The 15,910-nt window shown below is 37.5% G+C and carries 15 protein-coding genes; 7 read left to right on the forward strand and 8 right to left on the reverse strand.

The features are described 5' to 3' along the window. Positions 1 to 81: 81 nt before the first annotated feature. Both rho and ACOMC3_RS01530 read left to right on the forward strand, forming a co-directional pair. On the forward strand, positions 82 to 1,656 hold the full coding sequence (gene rho, locus ACOMC3_RS01525) for a transcription termination factor Rho (protein ID WP_420317758.1): 1,575 nt from the start codon (positions 82 to 84) through the stop codon (positions 1,654 to 1,656). 109 nt (positions 1,657 to 1,765) lie between these two features. Further along, positions 1,766 to 2,842 (forward strand): hypothetical protein, encoded by a 1,077-nt coding sequence (locus ACOMC3_RS01530; RefSeq protein WP_420317759.1) that lies wholly within the window; start codon positions 1,766 to 1,768, stop codon positions 2,840 to 2,842. 55 nt (positions 2,843 to 2,897) lie between these two features. Here ACOMC3_RS01530 and ACOMC3_RS01535 read toward each other — a convergent pair whose 3' ends face one another. The 7 genes from ACOMC3_RS01535 to ACOMC3_RS01565 all read right to left on the reverse strand — a co-directional run bounded on the left by ACOMC3_RS01535 (position 2,898) and on the right by ACOMC3_RS01565 (position 10,364). Further along, positions 2,898 to 4,103 (reverse strand): NAD(P)-dependent oxidoreductase, encoded by a 1,206-nt coding sequence (locus ACOMC3_RS01535; RefSeq protein WP_420317760.1) that lies wholly within the window; start codon positions 4,101 to 4,103, stop codon positions 2,898 to 2,900. A gap of 53 nt (positions 4,104 to 4,156) precedes the next feature. After that, on the reverse strand, positions 4,157 to 4,342 hold the full coding sequence (locus ACOMC3_RS01540) for a hypothetical protein (protein ID WP_420317761.1): 186 nt from the start codon (positions 4,340 to 4,342) through the stop codon (positions 4,157 to 4,159). 4 nt (positions 4,343 to 4,346) lie between these two features. Further along, positions 4,347 to 5,882, reverse strand: coding sequence for a glutamate--tRNA ligase (gltX, locus tag ACOMC3_RS01545; RefSeq protein WP_420317762.1), 1,536 nt, complete (start codon positions 5,880 to 5,882; stop codon positions 4,347 to 4,349). 66 nt (positions 5,883 to 5,948) lie between these two features. Continuing rightward, on the reverse strand, positions 5,949 to 6,326 hold the full coding sequence (locus ACOMC3_RS01550; RefSeq protein ID WP_420317763.1) for a RidA family protein: 378 nt from the start codon (positions 6,324 to 6,326) through the stop codon (positions 5,949 to 5,951). Positions 6,327 to 6,335: 9 nt separating this feature from the next. Beyond that, on the reverse strand, positions 6,336 to 8,174 hold the full coding sequence (gene glmS / locus ACOMC3_RS01555; RefSeq protein WP_420317764.1) for a glutamine--fructose-6-phosphate transaminase (isomerizing): 1,839 nt from the start codon (positions 8,172 to 8,174) through the stop codon (positions 6,336 to 6,338). A 5-nt stretch (positions 8,175 to 8,179) separates the two neighbouring features. Further along, on the reverse strand, positions 8,180 to 9,517 hold the full coding sequence (locus ACOMC3_RS01560; RefSeq protein ID WP_420317765.1) for a DUF4270 family protein: 1,338 nt from the start codon (positions 9,515 to 9,517) through the stop codon (positions 8,180 to 8,182). A 37-nt stretch (positions 9,518 to 9,554) separates the two neighbouring features. Continuing rightward, positions 9,555 to 10,364 (reverse strand): glycogen/starch synthase, encoded by an 810-nt coding sequence (locus ACOMC3_RS01565; RefSeq protein ID WP_420317766.1) that lies wholly within the window; start codon positions 10,362 to 10,364, stop codon positions 9,555 to 9,557. Positions 10,365 to 10,476: 112 nt separating this feature from the next. Here ACOMC3_RS01565 and panC point away from each other — a divergent pair, with 112 nt between their 5' ends. The 4 genes from panC (at position 10,477) to ACOMC3_RS01585 (ending at position 13,466) form a co-directional block, all read left to right on the forward strand. Beyond that, positions 10,477 to 11,328, forward strand: a complete 852-nt coding sequence (gene panC / locus ACOMC3_RS01570; RefSeq protein ID WP_420317767.1) for a pantoate--beta-alanine ligase — start codon at positions 10,477 to 10,479, stop codon at positions 11,326 to 11,328. A gap of 6 nt (positions 11,329 to 11,334) precedes the next feature. After that, positions 11,335 to 11,685, forward strand: a complete 351-nt coding sequence (gene panD / locus ACOMC3_RS01575; RefSeq protein ID WP_420317768.1) for an aspartate 1-decarboxylase — start codon at positions 11,335 to 11,337, stop codon at positions 11,683 to 11,685. 7 nt (positions 11,686 to 11,692) lie between these two features. After that, on the forward strand, positions 11,693 to 12,670 hold the full coding sequence (locus ACOMC3_RS01580) for a lysylphosphatidylglycerol synthase transmembrane domain-containing protein (protein ID WP_420317769.1): 978 nt from the start codon (positions 11,693 to 11,695) through the stop codon (positions 12,668 to 12,670). Positions 12,671 to 12,773: 103 nt separating this feature from the next. Next, positions 12,774 to 13,466 carry a zinc metallopeptidase gene (locus ACOMC3_RS01585; RefSeq protein ID WP_420317770.1) on the forward strand — a complete coding sequence of 231 codons (693 nt, stop codon included), beginning with the start codon at positions 12,774 to 12,776 and terminating at the stop codon, positions 13,464 to 13,466. Positions 13,467 to 13,537: 71 nt separating this feature from the next. On the opposite strand, the gene ACOMC3_RS01590 is transcribed toward ACOMC3_RS01585, so the two are convergent. Beyond that, the gene (locus ACOMC3_RS01590) at positions 13,538 to 14,479 is read right to left on the reverse strand and encodes a hypothetical protein (RefSeq protein ID WP_420317771.1); all 942 of its coding nucleotides are present in this window, start codon (positions 14,477 to 14,479) and stop codon (positions 13,538 to 13,540) included. 178 nt (positions 14,480 to 14,657) lie between these two features. On the opposite strand from ACOMC3_RS01590, the gene ACOMC3_RS01595 reads away from it, so the two are divergent. Further along, positions 14,658 to 15,797, forward strand: a complete 1,140-nt coding sequence (locus tag ACOMC3_RS01595) for an acyl-CoA dehydrogenase (protein WP_420317772.1) — start codon at positions 14,658 to 14,660, stop codon at positions 15,795 to 15,797. Positions 15,798 to 15,910: the final 113 nt, after the last annotated feature.

Consider the following 15,910-nt stretch of genomic DNA (forward strand, 5'->3'; position numbering starts at 1 on the left):
AAAAAGCTAATTAAGCGATTACCACGAATTCTTCGGAATCATTTTACTAACAAATTTTGAAACCCACTTTTACACACAGTTATGTACACACTAGATGATCTTAGTGTTATGCTGCTATCAGAACTGAAAGAAATAGCAGAAAAACTAGGAATTAAGAACTACAAAAAGCTAGCAAAACAGGATTTAATCTACGCGATCCTTGATCAGCAAGCAAGTATGCCAGAAGGCGAAATCAAGAAAATTAAAAACGAAACTACGGGAGGTGCTCCCGTAGAGGAAATAAAAGAGAAGCCAGAAAGAAAACCTCGGCCTAAAAAAGAAGTTCCTAAGAAGGAAAAAGCTTCAGAAGACGAGAAGGAAGACAAAAAAAGTCAACCGGACAGAAAACAAACTGAAGACAAGAAGCAAGAGGATAGACCAGAGAAAAAAGATTCTGACAACAAAGAACGCCAGGAGAGAGATAGTCAGCGAGCAGAAAGGGAAGCAGAGCGTCAGGAGAAAAGGAGAAAAAAGGAAGCTTATAACGAGGAAATCAAAGAATTTGATGGCGTTATAGAAAACGAAGGTGTCCTTGAAATCATGCAGGATGGTTACGGTTTCCTTCGTTCAAGTGATTATCACTATTTAGCGAGTCCAGATGATATCTATGTATCTCCATCACAAATCAAGCTTTTCGGATTGAAGACCGGAGACACTGTGAAAGGACAGATCAGACCACCGAAAGATGGAGAAAAATACTTTGCTCTTCTCAAGGTAGAAACTGTAAATGGTAAAACAACAGAGGAAGTAAGAGATCGTGTTGCATTTGAATATTTAACACCTCTATTTCCACAGGAGAAACTTAATCTAAGCACAAAGCCGGATAATTATTCTACAAGAATTCTTGATCTTTTCTCACCAATTGGAAAAGGACAAAGAGGAATGATTGTAGCGCAACCAAAAACTGGTAAAACAGTCCTTCTAAAGAATGTGGCTAATGCAATTGCCGAAAATCATCCCGAATGTTACCTGATGGTACTTCTTATTGATGAGCGACCAGAGGAGGTAACAGATATGGCTAGATCAGTTAAAGGTGAAGTTGTAGCGTCTACCTTTGATGAGCAAGCTGACAAGCACGTGAAAGTATCCAATATGGTACTTGAAAAAGCTAAAAGAATGGTCGAATGTGGCCATGATGTAGTGATACTTCTGGATTCAATTACTCGACTAGCGAGAGCACATAATACAGTAGTTCCGTCTTCTGGTAAAATTCTTTCTGGAGGTGTTGATGCTAATGCTTTACATAAACCAAAAAGATTCTTTGGAGCAGCAAGAAATGTGGAGAATGGTGGATCACTTACTATCATCGCTACAGCATTGATTGAAACTGGATCTAAGATGGATGAGGTGATATTTGAAGAATTCAAAGGTACAGGTAATATGGAGCTACAATTAGATAGAAAACTATCTAACAAGCGAGTTTATCCTGCTATAGATGTACCAGCTTCCGGCACACGCCGTGAAGATCTATTGATGGACAAAGAAGAACTTAGCAGAGTATGGATACTGAGAAAGTTCATGTCTGATATGAATAGTAATGAAGCGATGGAATTCTTACTTAGTAGGATGAAGGGTACGGCCAACAATGAGGAGTTTTTAGTCAGCATGAATGGCTGATTCATCGAAGAAGAAATAAATCAAAAGCCAGACTTGGGGGTCTGGCTTTTTTTATGTGCCTCAATAAATAATTACAAAAAATCTTTAAATAGGAAAAGTTACTATCACTATGAAAAAACTAATTGGAATATCATTGTTGAGTTTATTCATCCTAACGGGATGTGATAATGATGATGAGAAAAATGTAGAATTGACTTCTGATGAGGCGAAAGCTCTTGTTAACAATTCTGCGGATAAAATTGGAGACGATGTTGTCTCATTGATTGAGTCTGATGGGACGCAGGCAATAATGGATTTTGCAGACTTACTTGAAAATTCTGCAGTAATCGGAGGGAGAGTAAGTGAAAAAGCCTGGACTAAAGAAAAGTTGGATTTGATTATTCAATATTTTGTTGATGGACCAGCTGCCAGAGTTTCTAATGATGATCCTATGACATTTGATGATATCAAAGGATTGTATGAATGGAACCCTGAAACTCAAGATTTTGATAAAGAGGCATCTGAATTCTTTATTGTAAAATTTCCAACAGAAGGGTCACAAACAAATAACGCTGAACTAAAAATTTCTCAGCTAGAATTTGTAACAATAAGAGAAGTACATGCAGACTATGTTGATGAGTACGAGCTTCCAACAGTTATTGTAGGCTATGTTAAGGTTGATGACGTTACTGTTATTGAATTGGATTTTAGTGCCAATTGGTCTAGCACCGGAGCTCCTGAGAAGGCTGATGTTAGTTTATTTGTTACACCATTTACATTCCAACTAGATTTTGATGACACCTTTGATAAGTCATCTTTAGTGTCGAGTTCGATGTTACTTGGAGAAGAGTCAATCCTTGCTGTTGATTTAACTGTTGAATTTGAGACTGCAGACAAAGAAGAACCGGTTTATTTTGAAGGATCTGTAAGCTACAGAGACATAAAAATTGCTGGAAATGTAGATGTAAGAGATATTGAGGATGATGCAGACCCGAATGATTTCATAGATCTGGCATTGTTCGCTGGAGATGAAAAAGTAGGAGATATTGTCTTTGTATTGGAAGAAATAGAGCCTGGATTTGAAGATTATGTTCCATATGTTGAATATGAAGATGGATCAAGGGATAATCTAGAAGATTTGTTAGAGCCTGTGATTGAAGATATGGAGGAATTCTTCGCACAGTTTGAAGAAGAAGACGAATTCTAAATCAAAACCCTCCCAAGTCTTTAAAAAAACCATCCGATAACCATCGGATGGTTTTTTATTTACCATCAACATAATCTTGTAAATAATTATAGGCTGGTGTCAATGTTCCGGCTTTAGTAATTGTCGCCCTTTCGATAATGCCGTTTTCATCAGTTCCCAACAAATGAGGTAAAACATTATTGACTAATTCAGAACCAAAACTTTCAGAGGCATCTCTGGGAAGTTCGCATGGAAGGTTGTCTACAGCCATTACTGTGATATTTCCTTCATCGATGAGTGCCTGCTCTACTTCGTCATCGCTTGGATTATAATCGTAGATTGGATCATCGATGGTGCTCGGTTTTTTAGTAGATGGAATTGAGCCTTCAATGTCGCATGTGATGTCAGCAATGACTCGGATATCAAAATCATCTTTCACAATGTCTTCTCTGCGAAATAGAACTGGTGCCGCAGGATCCCAAAATGCACATGCGATTAGAATGTCAGTTACCTTGGCGTATTTCAAGAAATCTCCTTCGTATAATTCAGGATTCTTGTAGAATTCATTTCTATGAAATTCAGCACCGTCTTTCCTCTTATTGTAATCTCTTGAATTCAGTTGCGTAAAGACCGGCTCATTAAAGTTTTCCGTTATGAATGCATGAGGAGTGACCTGTCTAATATCAGCTCCTAATAATACTTCCATCGCTCCTTTCGTTACTCTACCACCCCCGGTAAGCGCTATTTTAATATTCGGAAGATCAATTTTTTTAAGCTCCTTTTTAAGCTCTTCATAGTCAAAGCATTCATGGGCTCTTTTGAGATTAAAGAGGTTATATCGCTTTCCATATGTCCAAATGCCATTATAAGCGCCTACTATTCCAGCCCACCTTCCAAAAGCGATAATTCTATTACCGTTTTCATTTGTAAGTGTTTCCCAATCGATGAGGTTGATATTCTTATTAAGGATAGCTCGAAGCAGCTCTCTATTATAGTCTTGTTTCTTAATGGTATGAGAAAAGAAAAAATGCGTTTTATTTTCAGAGAGCATCTCAATGGGCACTTCCTTAACACCCAGAATTATATCACAATCTGATACCGACTCAACGATTTCCAATCCAGCATTTCGATAATCATCGTCCGAGAAACATCGAATATCACTAGATTGAACCAAAACTTCAACATCAAATGTTTCTTTGACTTGTTTTGCTTGAAAAGGAGTAAGAGGTACCCTCCTGTCAATCGGAATTTTGCCCTCTTTTATGATGCCAATTTTTTTCATTTTGCTCTATCGAATGTGCGAAAATAGCGAAATGGGCTTGTGTAGAGCAATGATTATTTATCTTTCTTCAAATCGTCAATATCCTCCCTGTCCTTGAGTTTTTTATCTTCAACATTTTTATTCAGGAATTTATTGAGTTTATCTATTGGCATGTTCGATGATATTTCGCCAAATGAATCAACATTAAGCTCTAAACCATCAAGATCTTTATGTACGCGGGCTTTTTCTTTTTTGCTCATGATATCAGCTTTGACTGTTTAACAAATCTATCGAAGAATTGATTCGATGCGCTGTTTTTTCACCACCCAAAATTTCAATGATTGTCATGAGATCTGGTCCGGAACCCTCGCCTGTTAGAACCAATCTTAGTGTTTGCATATACTGACCTGGTTTATATCCATTTGTTTCTAAGGTTTCCCAGAAGAGATTTTTGGCATCTTCTGCAGAAATGTTTTGATAGGATTCGATTGTTTTAGAAAATAATGAAAGAACAGTAGCAGCCTCTTCATTCCATTTTTTTCGAACTACTTTTTCGTCAAAACTTTCAGGGTTCTTAAATAGAACCAAACCATTCTCAACAAATTCGTTTGGGAATGTGACCCTTTCTTTCAATAAATCTATGATTTGGATCGCTTTTTCTTCAGAGCACTCAATCGCATAGTTATCCTTAAACGATTGGATAAGATCTTCCGCAAATAAATCCGAGTCCTTAGACTTTATATATTGCTGATTGAACCATTTTGCTTTGTCGAAATCGAACTTAGTTCCAGCTTTATTTATTCTTTCTTCAGAAAATTCTTTGACTAATTCATCTAGTGAGAATATTTCCTGCTCAGTGCCCGGGTTCCATCCTAGAAAAGCTAAAAAATTAATAAGGGCATCAGGTATAAAACCCAATTCTTTGAATCCTTGAGAGGTTTCTTCTGCATCTGGGTCATTCCAGTTTAATGGAAATATTGGGAAACCAGCTTTATCTGCAGCTCTTTTACTGAGTTTTCCATTGCCATCTGGTTTCAGAATCAATGGAAGATGAGCAAATTCTGGCATCTCATTTTCCCACCCAAGAAATTGATAGAGCAGGACATGTAATGGGGCAGAAGGCAACCATTCTTCCCCTCTAATGACGTGAGTGATTTTCATTAAATGATCATCCACGATGTTAGCCAGATGGTAAGTAGGCATACCATCGGATTTCATAAGAACCTTGTCATCCAATACTTCAGTATGTACCATGACCCAACCTCTCACTATGTCTTTGAGTCTCACTTCCTCCTTCTTAGGAATTTTGATTCGAATAACATATGGATCTCCATTATCAATTCTCCTTCTCACTTCCTCTTCTGAGAGAGTCAGTGAATTTTTCATGGTTGTTCGAGTGATAGTATCATATTGTGGATTAACGACCCGCTGCTCCTTCAGCCGTTCTCGCATTGCATCAAGTTCTTCAGGGGTGTCGAATGCATAATATGCCTTACCTTCCTCTACGAGTTTATCTGCATATTTTTTGTAGATTTCTTTTCGCTCAGATTGTCTATAGGGGCCAAACTCACCACCTTGATCTGGACCTTCGTCAGGTGAGATTCCACACCATTCCAGAGATTCTTTGATATACTGTTCAGCACCTTCTACGAACCGGGCCTGATCAGTGTCTTCAATTCGTAGAACGAATTTCCCATTATATTTTTTTGCAAATAGGTAATTGAATAGGGCTGTCCTAACTCCTCCTATGTGCAAACCTCCGGTTGGACTTGGTGCAAATCTTACTCTTACGTTCTCCATCTAAAGTTTTGATTGGAGCGCAAAAATAAGAATCAGAAAACGGAATGCTAGGAATAGTTACGATTCTTAGTAGGAAGCAATGCAGGATATCTCCACATTGACACCTTTTGGAAGCTTACTTACTTCAACTGTTTCTCTTGCAGGTGGATTCTTTTCAAAGTATTTCCCATAAACACCATTGATTCTAGAGAAATCAGCCATGCTTGAAACGAATATTGAGCATTTTAGAATACTTTCAAATGATAGCCCTGCTTCCTCTAGGATGAATCCTATATTCTTCATCACCTGATCCGTTTCTTCTTCAATAGTTCCTTCAATCAGATTTCCACTCTGTTGATCTATTGGGATTTGCCCGGATACATAAAGTGTTTGACCCGATTTCACTGCCTGTGAATAAGGACCTATAGGTGCAGGGGCTTTTGATGAGTTAATGATCTCCTTCATTCTGTTAAATTATTCAACAGTCACTGATTTTGCCAAATTTCTTGGTTGATCAACATTTGCTCCTCTCATAACAGCAATGTGATAACTTAAAAGCTGTAGAGGGATTACAGACACCAGTGGCATTAAGGATTCATGAGTCGAAGGAACTTCAATGGTAAAATCAGCCATATCAGGTATAAGTGCATCACCTTCTGTTACAACTGCTATCACGACTCCCTTACGAGCCTTAACTTCCTGAATGTTTGAAACGATTTTGTCATAGCTGCTATCTCTAGTTGCAATAACGACGACCGGCATATTTTCATCAATCAGAGCAATTGGTCCATGTTTCATTTCTGCAGCAGGATACCCCTCAGCGTGGATGTATGAAATCTCTTTCAATTTAAGAGCTCCTTCTAAGGCAACCGGAAAATTGTACCCTCTACCGAGGTATAAGAAATTAGAAGCATTCTTAAACATATCTGAAATAGCTTCAATCTTATCGTTCGATAATAGTGCTTTCTCTACCTTCCCGGGGATTAGACTAAGCTCACGAACAAGCTGTTGAAATCTATTCTCGGCTATTGTCCCCTTATTTTTTGCTGCCTTTAAGGCAATCATATAAAGGACTGTTAGCTGTGCTGTGAATGCTTTTGTTGAAGCCACTCCAATTTCAGGTCCAGCATGTAAATAGGCACCTTCATGTGATGCTCGGGAAATTGATGATCCTACTGTATTGACTACTCCAAGTACAATTGCACCTTTACTCTTCGCAAGTTCGATCGCCGCAAGTGTGTCTGCCGTTTCTCCAGATTGAGAAATTGCAAGAACGATATCGCCTTCTTTTATAACCGGATTTCTATATCTAAACTCAGATGCATACTCCACTTCAACAGGAATTCGGCAGAGGTCCTCAAAAACATACTCAGCCACTAAGCCTGCATGCCATGATGTGCCACAGGCAATGATTATTATTCTTTCGGCATTTTCAAGCGCTTTAGCATAATTCCGAATTCCTCCTAATGTTAATGTTCCTTTATCAGCATTTAGACGGCCTCTCATGCAATCGGCAATAGATAGCGGCTGTTCAAAAATCTCTTTATGCATGAAGTGCTCATGCCCTCCTTTTTCAATGGCTTCAAGCTCCGGCTCTAATGTTTGGATGTATGGTGTTTGAGGGACATCATGTGCATCTTTGATAAAATATTTCCCATTCTCCATTACCACAATCTCCTCATCATTGAGGTAGATCACTTCATTAGTATGATCAATTAATGGCGTTGCATCTGATGCTAAGAAAAATTCATCTTTACCAAGACCTAAAACCAAAGGACTTCCCTTTCTTGCCGCAACAAGCCTATTAGGGTTATCTTTTGAAATTATTGCAATTGCATAGGCTCCAATAACTTTGGATAATGCAATTCTTAATGCCTCCTCTAATGGTAGTTTTTCGCTTTGTTTGATATCTTCAATGAAGTTTACTAAAACCTCCGTGTCCGTATCACTTTCAAATGTATAACCACGTTGGATAAGGTCTTTTTTAAGAGAACCATAATTTTCAATAATGCCATTATGAATAAGAGCAAGTTCGCCACTATTAGAAACATGTGGGTGAGCATTTATATCATTGGGTTCTCCATGGGTAGCCCATCTCGTGTGGCCTATTCCAATGTTACTCTTAAATCTCTCAGAAGTTGTAATTGTTTCAAGATCACTTACTTTTCCCTCTTTCTTGAATACCGCAAGATTATTATTTTCAATCAATGCGACTCCCGCACTATCATAACCTCTGTATTCTAACCTCTTCAATCCATTGATTAAAATCGGATAAGCTTCTTGTTTGCCTAGATATCCTACAATGCCGCACATAATATCTATTGTTCTACTTCCGTATAAAAGAGTCTTAGTTTAATGCCATTTTCTTTGAATATGGTTCTTTGAAGTGTTAAATCAATCGGGCTGATAAGTACCAAATCATTCACTGTCTTATTTGAACCACCTAGGGGTCCTCTCCAAACCAGGCTATCTGCTTCAAGATAGAGGCCATATAGCGATTGAAAGAATAACGTTGAATTAATTAATATTTCCTCCTTCTCTTCGCTAAGAGTTCCATTAGCTGGATCAACTTCAAAACTCAAATATCCATTATCTGACATCACAATATTGTCAAATGCATTTTCAACGATCGCAGGTCCATATATTCGGTTATCACCTTTTCTTAAATAGCTCATGAAATTTACTAACGTGTCGCGATTGTTTTCTGACTCAAATTCCAATGCAATAGTGGCCTTATTGATGATCACTCGTTCATTGGCAGCAAAAAATTCAGACAATTCTTCTACAGAAAAGGCTGTACTCAATCCCGTGAGAGGTTCAATTATTGTCTTATTGCTAGCAATATCAAAATTTTCTTTTTCTTGAATACCATCATAGCTTGATCCAGATCTATCTCTATCTAAATGAGTATAGTGTTTTCCAGATAATTTAAAATAAGTCAGGTAGGTTGTATCCTTTGAATCAGTGTTTGATGGCGAAGAGTAGACAATCAATTTAGAAGTATCGCTAGATAAACTAAATAAATTAATACTCTGCGAAGATGCTCCGGGCACCAATGCTAGATTTTTAAAAGAACTTATAGCAATTGACTGTTCAGAATCACCAGCAATTTCGCTTAGTCTGGAATAAAGTGTCTGTGAGAAAGTATCTGAAAGTTTAACCCTAAAAATTGTATCTAAGACAACATTGATATTACTCGAAAAAGAGCCAATTGAATTTCCTATGTTCTGCTTTAAATTAGATAAATAAATCGCACTAATTTCAAGCGTATCAGGCAGTTCATTAATTGTAAATTCCTGAAATGAAGTACCTCTTTGAGGAATAACTCCATTAGATTCCAAAACAATTACTACAGAATCAACTACCAGTGTGTCTGTTGGATTTGGATTATCATCAGTTGCTTTTTCTCTTGGAAGAGGTCCTTTTTCGTATAGAAATTGAAAATATCCTTCTGCCAGAAGTGAGCCTGTAATTGGATCTGATTGTGCTCCTACTAATATTCGATTCTCTCCATCTGTTCTAAGACTATCGAGATATACGTTGGTAGCAGGCAAGTCAAATTCAACGAATTTAACGACAGCATCGGAATCCAGCTCATAGCGTACTCCAATGTCTTCTTGTGAATCACAACCGAAAAAAACCGGGATCAAAATCATTAATCCCGGTTTTAGTATATTTTTAATTGAGAGCTTCTTATCCAATAAGTTCATTGTAAAGGTTATAATAAGACTCTTCAAAATTCTCATCTTTCTCAATCGTATCGGTTTTCTTATCCCCTAAATCAGCGATCAGCTTTTTAAAGCTGTCTGTATTTTCTTCATTTGCATTTATAACTGCATCAGCATATTGCATGCCAAGCTTTACAAATCCATCATAGTCTGCGGTTTTCAATGGATCCAGCATTTGATCGTCAATATCAATCATTTTCACTTTCTCTAAAAGGTCCTCTCCAAATTTATGAGAGAAGCGATTGTTATAAATTGTGAAAACAGTCTTTGAGTCCTTATAAATGGGATCATTCTTGTATGTTGTCTTCGTATACAATGGAATCAGACTTGTCATCCAGTCGTTACAGTGAATAATATCCGGAGACCACCCAAGTTTCTTAACTGTTTCAAGAACTCCTTTACAGAAGAAAATTGCTCGCTCATCATTATCTTCAAAGAAGTTATCTTCTTTATCAAAAAACACTGATTTGCGATAAAAATAGTCTTCATTATCAATGAAGTAGACCTGCAACTTTGCATTTGGAATAGATGCTACTTTTATTACAAGTGGTTTTTCCTCATCTCCAACTGCAATATTTATTCCAGAAAGTCTAACTACTTCATGCAGTCTGTTCTTTCTTTCGTTGATGAGTCCGAATCTTGGAACTAAAATCCTAATTTCCATTCCCCTTTCTTGCATTGCCTGGGGCAGCCTTCTCACAAACTCCGCTACTTCTGTGGTTTTGAGAAATGGATTTATCTCACTTGCCACATAGAGGATTCTAATATTTTCCATAAGTGCTTTTGATTAATTTCTTGATGGGACCTAAAAATGACCACAAATTTACCATAATTTTGATTTATTGTCAACGCTTTCAATAAGTTAGCCCTTAAAATTCATTGATTATATGCGCATAATCAGCGCTCCGAGTGAGTTAGTCGAAACTATTTCTTTTTTTAAAAAAAATACAAGGACCATCGGTTTTGTTCCTACCATGGGTGCACTCCACAAAGGTCATCTAGCCCTTGTCAGTGCTTCAATGGCCCAAAATGATATTACGATAGTAAGTATTTTTGTTAATCCGTTACAATTCAATAATGCTACTGATTTAGAGCAATACCCTCGTGTATTTGAAGATGATATAAAAAAATTAGAAAAGCTTAGCGTGGATGTGGTATTTAGTCCAACTGTTGATGGATTCTATCCTATAAAGCCAGCTGTATCTATCAATTTTGGCGATTTATCCAAAAGACTTGAAGGTGAATTTAGAAAAGGTCATTTCGAAGGTGTTGGAGTTGTTGTTAGCAAGTTGTTACACTTGGTAAGTCCCGATCGTGCATATTTTGGACTTAAAGATTTTCAACAATTTATATTGATCCGAACATTATGTGAAGATCTTAATTTTCAAACACAAATTATTGGGGTTGAAACCGTCCGAGAGGAGTCGGGTTTAGCAATGTCTTCTAGAAACAGGAGACTTACTAAGAAAGGTCAAGAAGATGCGACAATTATTTTCAGGGAATTAAAATGTATTGGCGAGGGTCTTGAAAATGGAGAATCACTTGATATGTTACTCGAGGTGGCTAAGAAAAATTATGCAGATTCTGATAGCTTTCAACTCGAATATTTAGAAGCTGTAGATCCATCAAATCTAAAACCAATCGATGATTATTTGGGCTTAGACGAACTTGCTGTGTGTGTTGCCGGTTATGTAGAGGGTGTAAGACTAATTGATAATTTATATTTGCGCCTCAAATAGATGGGAATGCTGATAGAGGTATTAAAATCCAAGATTCACAGAGTCAAGATCACTGAAGCTGAACTTCATTACGTTGGGTCAATCACAATTGATGAAGACCTAATGGATGCTGCCAATTTAGTGGAGAATGAAAAAGTACAGATTGTTAACATTAATAATGGTGAACGACTTGAGACTTATGTGATCAAAGGTGTCAGAGGTTCTGGTCAAATTTGCTTAAATGGACCAGCTGCAAGGAAAGCACAAGTAGGTGATATTGTAATTATCATTTCATATTGCTCTATCAATCAATCTGAAGCTAAAAGTCATGATCCAATCGTGATATTCCCAGACGAAAAGAACAAACTCAGTTCTTAATAATCAAATGGTCAAGAACTTAACTGCAATTTTTAAGATACTGATTAGTATTGGGATCGCTGCATTTTTATTGTACTTGGTATTTAAAAATGTAGAATGGATTGAGTTTTGGGAGCGAGCTAAATCAGTTAATTACACTTGGGTCATTGTTTCTATTTTACTTTCCATAGTTGCTTATATGGCAAGAGCTTATCGTTGGAATATTCTTTTGGAACCATTAGGCTATGAATTAAAAACAAGTCGTACAACATTGGCAGTTTTGATAGGATACCTCGCCAATTTGGCTCTACCCAGGCTCGGAGAGATTACTCGTTGCGGTGTTCTAAAACGGAATGATAATGTATCAATGCCCAATGCGCTTGGGAGTGTTATAACTGAACGAATCATTGATTTTTGCACATTGTTGCTTTTAATACTGATAAGCCTGATCATCGAATCTGATAGATTAATAAATTTTTTAAGGCAAGCTTATAAAGATTTAACCATTCCAACTTATGCATGGTATATTATGTCTAGTATCGTTCTTTTAGGGATAATTTTTCTAATAGTATTCATAAAGAAACAGGATAAGATTAAGGGAAAATTTTCAAGTCTGATCAAAAGTTTGGTTCAAGGTATTTTATCACTCAAGGATATAAAAAGACCCATCGGCTTTTTCATTTCAACATTAGTACTTTGGGCCGTTTATTATCTGATGTCCTACATTATTATTTTTTCATTACCAGAAACGGCGCATTTAGGACTGGGAGCGGGATTTATGCTTTTAATCACAGGCGGTATAGCGCTTTCGATACCAGTACAAAGTGGATTTGGCACCTATCACGGGATGATAGCAGGAATGTTGTTGTTATACTCCATTGATGAGACCACAGGAATTTTTCTTGCCACTTTATTACATACTTCTCAGATTGTAGCAGTTGCAATTTTTGGCAGTATTGCATTGGTGATTTCTTTTATTATTCGTAGGAAGCGACCAACAAAATAGACAAATTGGCAGAAATAATAATTGGCTTGAAAATGGTACAACACAACCCTAGGTTTGTCGTATCACAGATAAAATGGATTATGATTAATAAAAAATTAGAGATATGTTAATAGTAATTATCGTTGTGTTTATGATCGCCAGTTGGGCGGTTAGTACACGGTTAAAAAATAAATTCAAAAAATATTCGCAAGTAGCACTTGGTTCCGGATTGTCAGGACGAGAAATCGCTGAGTTGATGCTTAGAGACAATGATATATATGATGTCACAGTCACGTCTGTTCAAGGTAAACTGACTGACCATTATAACCCAGCAAATAAAACAGTGAATCTGAGCCCAGATGTTTATAATGGACGATCAGCAGCTGCAGCGGCTGTTGCTGCTCACGAATGTGGTCACGCCGTACAGCATGCAAAAGCGTATCAATGGCTGGAATTCAGATCTGCAATGGTGCCTGTGCAGAATGTAAGTGCACGAGTTATCAATATAGTTTTTATTGCAATGTTTTTTGGAGCATTTGCTCTTCCGGGAATCATAAATCCGCAGTTAGCTTTACTCGTAATTATCGCGTGCTACAGTGTATTCACACTTTTCGCGTTTGTAACCTTACCTGTAGAGTATGATGCAAGTAATCGCGCATTAGCATGGATAAAAGATCGAAACATTGTGGATGCCAGAGAGCATGATATGGCAAAAGATGCATTAAATGCTGCTGCTTCTACTTATTTGGTGGCTGCTCTTGGTGCGCTAGCCACCCTGTTGTATTATGTGATGATCTTCCTGGGAAGCAGGGATTAACACAAAATGATATGAATCAAAAAAAGGGATGCTGATTTCAGCATCCCTTTCTTTATGAAGTAATTGTTTTATTAATTAGTTCCTGTTGCTTCTAGCTGAGCAAGAACATCAAGTGTAATAGAATCATTTGATTCAAATCCAGGCTCAATAGCTGAAACATGGATAAGTCCTTTTACTCCCCCGACAGTTTCAAATGCCAGAACAGTACCAACAGTTAGATTAGTAATAATTCCATTATCATCAGCAGTACCCGCATCAAATGCAGCATCGATATCAGCCCAGGATGCTGTTTCATTAAATTCAGTAGCTGTCATTGTGGTTGTCTTCAGAACTGTTGCGTTCTTAGTTGTCCAACCTTCTACTTGAGCAGCGAAAACAGTTGATTCAAAACCTGCTGGAGATGCAATAGAAGCTTCACCTGTTTGACCGTAATAATATCCAAAATCAATTGTTGGGGAAACAGATTCTGAAGTTGTTGTCACGTCATTGCTTGAATACTTAGTTCCTGAACTTACACTAAAGAAATTCTGATTCATTAAGTCACCAGTAGGTGCAGCCAAAAGAACAGCTGAATAAGATCTAGCATCAGGTGATGGTGCTGCTGCCACAACATATGTGAATGTTACAACCTCCGATGTTTGATTTAAATCATCTACTGCCTCAAATTCAAATGCAACAGTTGCTCCTACTTGAAGATCAACAGAAACGGTCGAATTTAGCGTTATACTTCCAGTTGTTGCACCTGCATCAGCATTAAGTTGAGCTCTGCTGTATGATGTACCATTAACATCTAATCCATTTACCCCTCCTGGAGCATTTACAGTTACATTTAATACCAAATCAGATCCGATTGATATTTCATCTCCGCTTGCAATTGCAGTTCCATCCACAGAGGCGTTGACAGTTACTGATGGTGCAGCTGCTGTTATTTCATCATCACCACCACAGCTAGTCATTGCTGCTATGACGAAAAGACTCAATATTGGTAATAATTTTAATTTCAAATTTTTCATAAATAAAGTTTTAAGAGAATTAACGATTAAGTTTTAATTTAATTATGACACTCGATGGTGTCGTTTGGTTTACTGCATAACAAAAGCGATGATACAATAGTTTTCGTAATGGTCTTGAATCTTATTGAATATATTTGCGGCCAATTCGACTAATGTATAAATCTAAGACATAAAATAGATGAATTTCAATTTTACAGAGGAGCAATTAGCAGTTAGAGATGCAGCGCGAGATTTCGCACAAAAAGAGCTTTTACCAGGTGTAATCGAGAGAGATGAGAAGCAACAGTTTCCTGCTGAACAAATTAAGCAGTTGGGTGAACTTGGCTTCATGGGTATGATGGTTGATCCAAAATACGGTGGAAGCGGGATGGATACGGTCTCGTATGTGCTGGCAATGGAAGAAATATCCAAGATCGACGCATCTACATCTGTTTGTATGTCTGTAAACAATTCATTGGTATGCTGGGGATTAGAAAAATACGGAACAGAAGAGCAAAAAGAGAAATATCTTAAACCTTTAGCGAGCGGCCAGAAAATCGGTGCATTCTGTCTCTCAGAGCCAGAAGCGGGTTCAGATGCTACCTCTCAACGAACCACTGCTGAAGATAAAGGTGATCACTACCTATTGAATGGAACAAAAAACTGGATAACCAATGGTAATTCAGCTTCCTACTATATTGTAATGGCTCAAACGGATGCCGAAAAGAAACATAAAGGGATCAATGCCATCATCGTAGAAAGGGATATGGAAGGATTCACAGTAGGAAGGAAGGAAGATAAACTAGGAATCAGAGGAAGTGACACCCACTCATTGATGTTTCAGGATGTAAAAGTTCCAAAAGAGAATAGAATAGGGGCCGATGGTTTTGGCTTTACCTTTGCGATGAATGTTTTGAATGGCGGAAGAATTGGTATAGCGTCTCAGGCGCTAGGAATAGCTTCTGGTGCATTTGAACTGGCGCTTAAATATTCTCAAGAACGAAAAGCATTTGGTGTTGAAATAGCCAAACATCAGGCAATTCAATTCAAACTTGCTGATATGGCCACTCAAATTGAAGCAGCTAGATTATTATGTCTAAAAGCAGCCCAAAAGAAAGACGCTGGCGAAGACTTCTCCCAGGAAGGCGCAATGGCCAAACTATATGCATCTGAAGTAGCCATGACACAAACAGTCGAGGCGGTCCAGATCCATGGTGGATATGGCTATGTGAAAGAATTTCATGTGGAAAGATTAATGAGAGATGCAAAAATCACTCAGATTTATGAAGGTACTTCTGAAATTCAACGCATCGTAATTTCAAGAGGTTTATTGAAATAGTTCAATAGCTGGATATTACCCTAATCCACTCCAATTAGGTTTTGAGGGCGAATATTATTAGATTCGTCCTATTATTTTACTATTTATTGATAGATTAACCAGCTTTATTCATA

The sequence above is a fragment of the Ekhidna sp. genome, assembly GCF_965212185.1.
Lineage (GTDB): Bacteria > Bacteroidota > Bacteroidia > Cytophagales > Cyclobacteriaceae > Ekhidna.

Excerpts from the sequence above, each read along its gene's own strand:
- panD (WP_420317768.1), top strand. The coding sequence starts at position 11,335 with ATGCTGATAGAGGTATTAAAATCCAAGATTCACAGAGTCAAGATCACT.
- gltX (WP_420317762.1), bottom strand. The coding sequence starts at position 5,882 with ATGGAGAACGTAAGAGTAAGATTTGCACCAAGTCCAACCGGAGGTTTG.
- rho (WP_420317758.1), top strand. The coding sequence starts at position 82 with ATGTACACACTAGATGATCTTAGTGTTATGCTGCTATCAGAACTGAAA.
- ACOMC3_RS01550 (WP_420317763.1), bottom strand. The coding sequence starts at position 6,326 with ATGAAGGAGATCATTAACTCATCAAAAGCCCCTGCACCTATAGGTCCT.
- ACOMC3_RS01565 (WP_420317766.1), bottom strand. The coding sequence starts at position 10,364 with ATGGAAAATATTAGAATCCTCTATGTGGCAAGTGAGATAAATCCATTT.
- glmS (WP_420317764.1), bottom strand. The coding sequence starts at position 8,174 with ATGTGCGGCATTGTAGGATATCTAGGCAAACAAGAAGCTTATCCGATT.
- ACOMC3_RS01535 (WP_420317760.1), bottom strand. The coding sequence starts at position 4,103 with ATGAAAAAAATTGGCATCATAAAAGAGGGCAAAATTCCGATTGACAGG.
- ACOMC3_RS01530 (WP_420317759.1), top strand. The coding sequence starts at position 1,766 with ATGAAAAAACTAATTGGAATATCATTGTTGAGTTTATTCATCCTAACG.
- ACOMC3_RS01540 (WP_420317761.1), bottom strand. The coding sequence starts at position 4,342 with ATGAGCAAAAAAGAAAAAGCCCGCGTACATAAAGATCTTGATGGTTTA.
- ACOMC3_RS01580 (WP_420317769.1), top strand. The coding sequence starts at position 11,693 with ATGGTCAAGAACTTAACTGCAATTTTTAAGATACTGATTAGTATTGGG.
- ACOMC3_RS01585 (WP_420317770.1), top strand. The coding sequence starts at position 12,774 with ATGTTAATAGTAATTATCGTTGTGTTTATGATCGCCAGTTGGGCGGTT.
- panC (WP_420317767.1), top strand. The coding sequence starts at position 10,477 with ATGCGCATAATCAGCGCTCCGAGTGAGTTAGTCGAAACTATTTCTTTT.
- ACOMC3_RS01560 (WP_420317765.1), bottom strand. The coding sequence starts at position 9,517 with ATGATTTTGATCCCGGTTTTTTTCGGTTGTGATTCACAAGAAGACATT.
- ACOMC3_RS01590 (WP_420317771.1), bottom strand. The coding sequence starts at position 14,479 with ATGAAAAATTTGAAATTAAAATTATTACCAATATTGAGTCTTTTCGTC.
- ACOMC3_RS01595 (WP_420317772.1), top strand. The coding sequence starts at position 14,658 with ATGAATTTCAATTTTACAGAGGAGCAATTAGCAGTTAGAGATGCAGCG.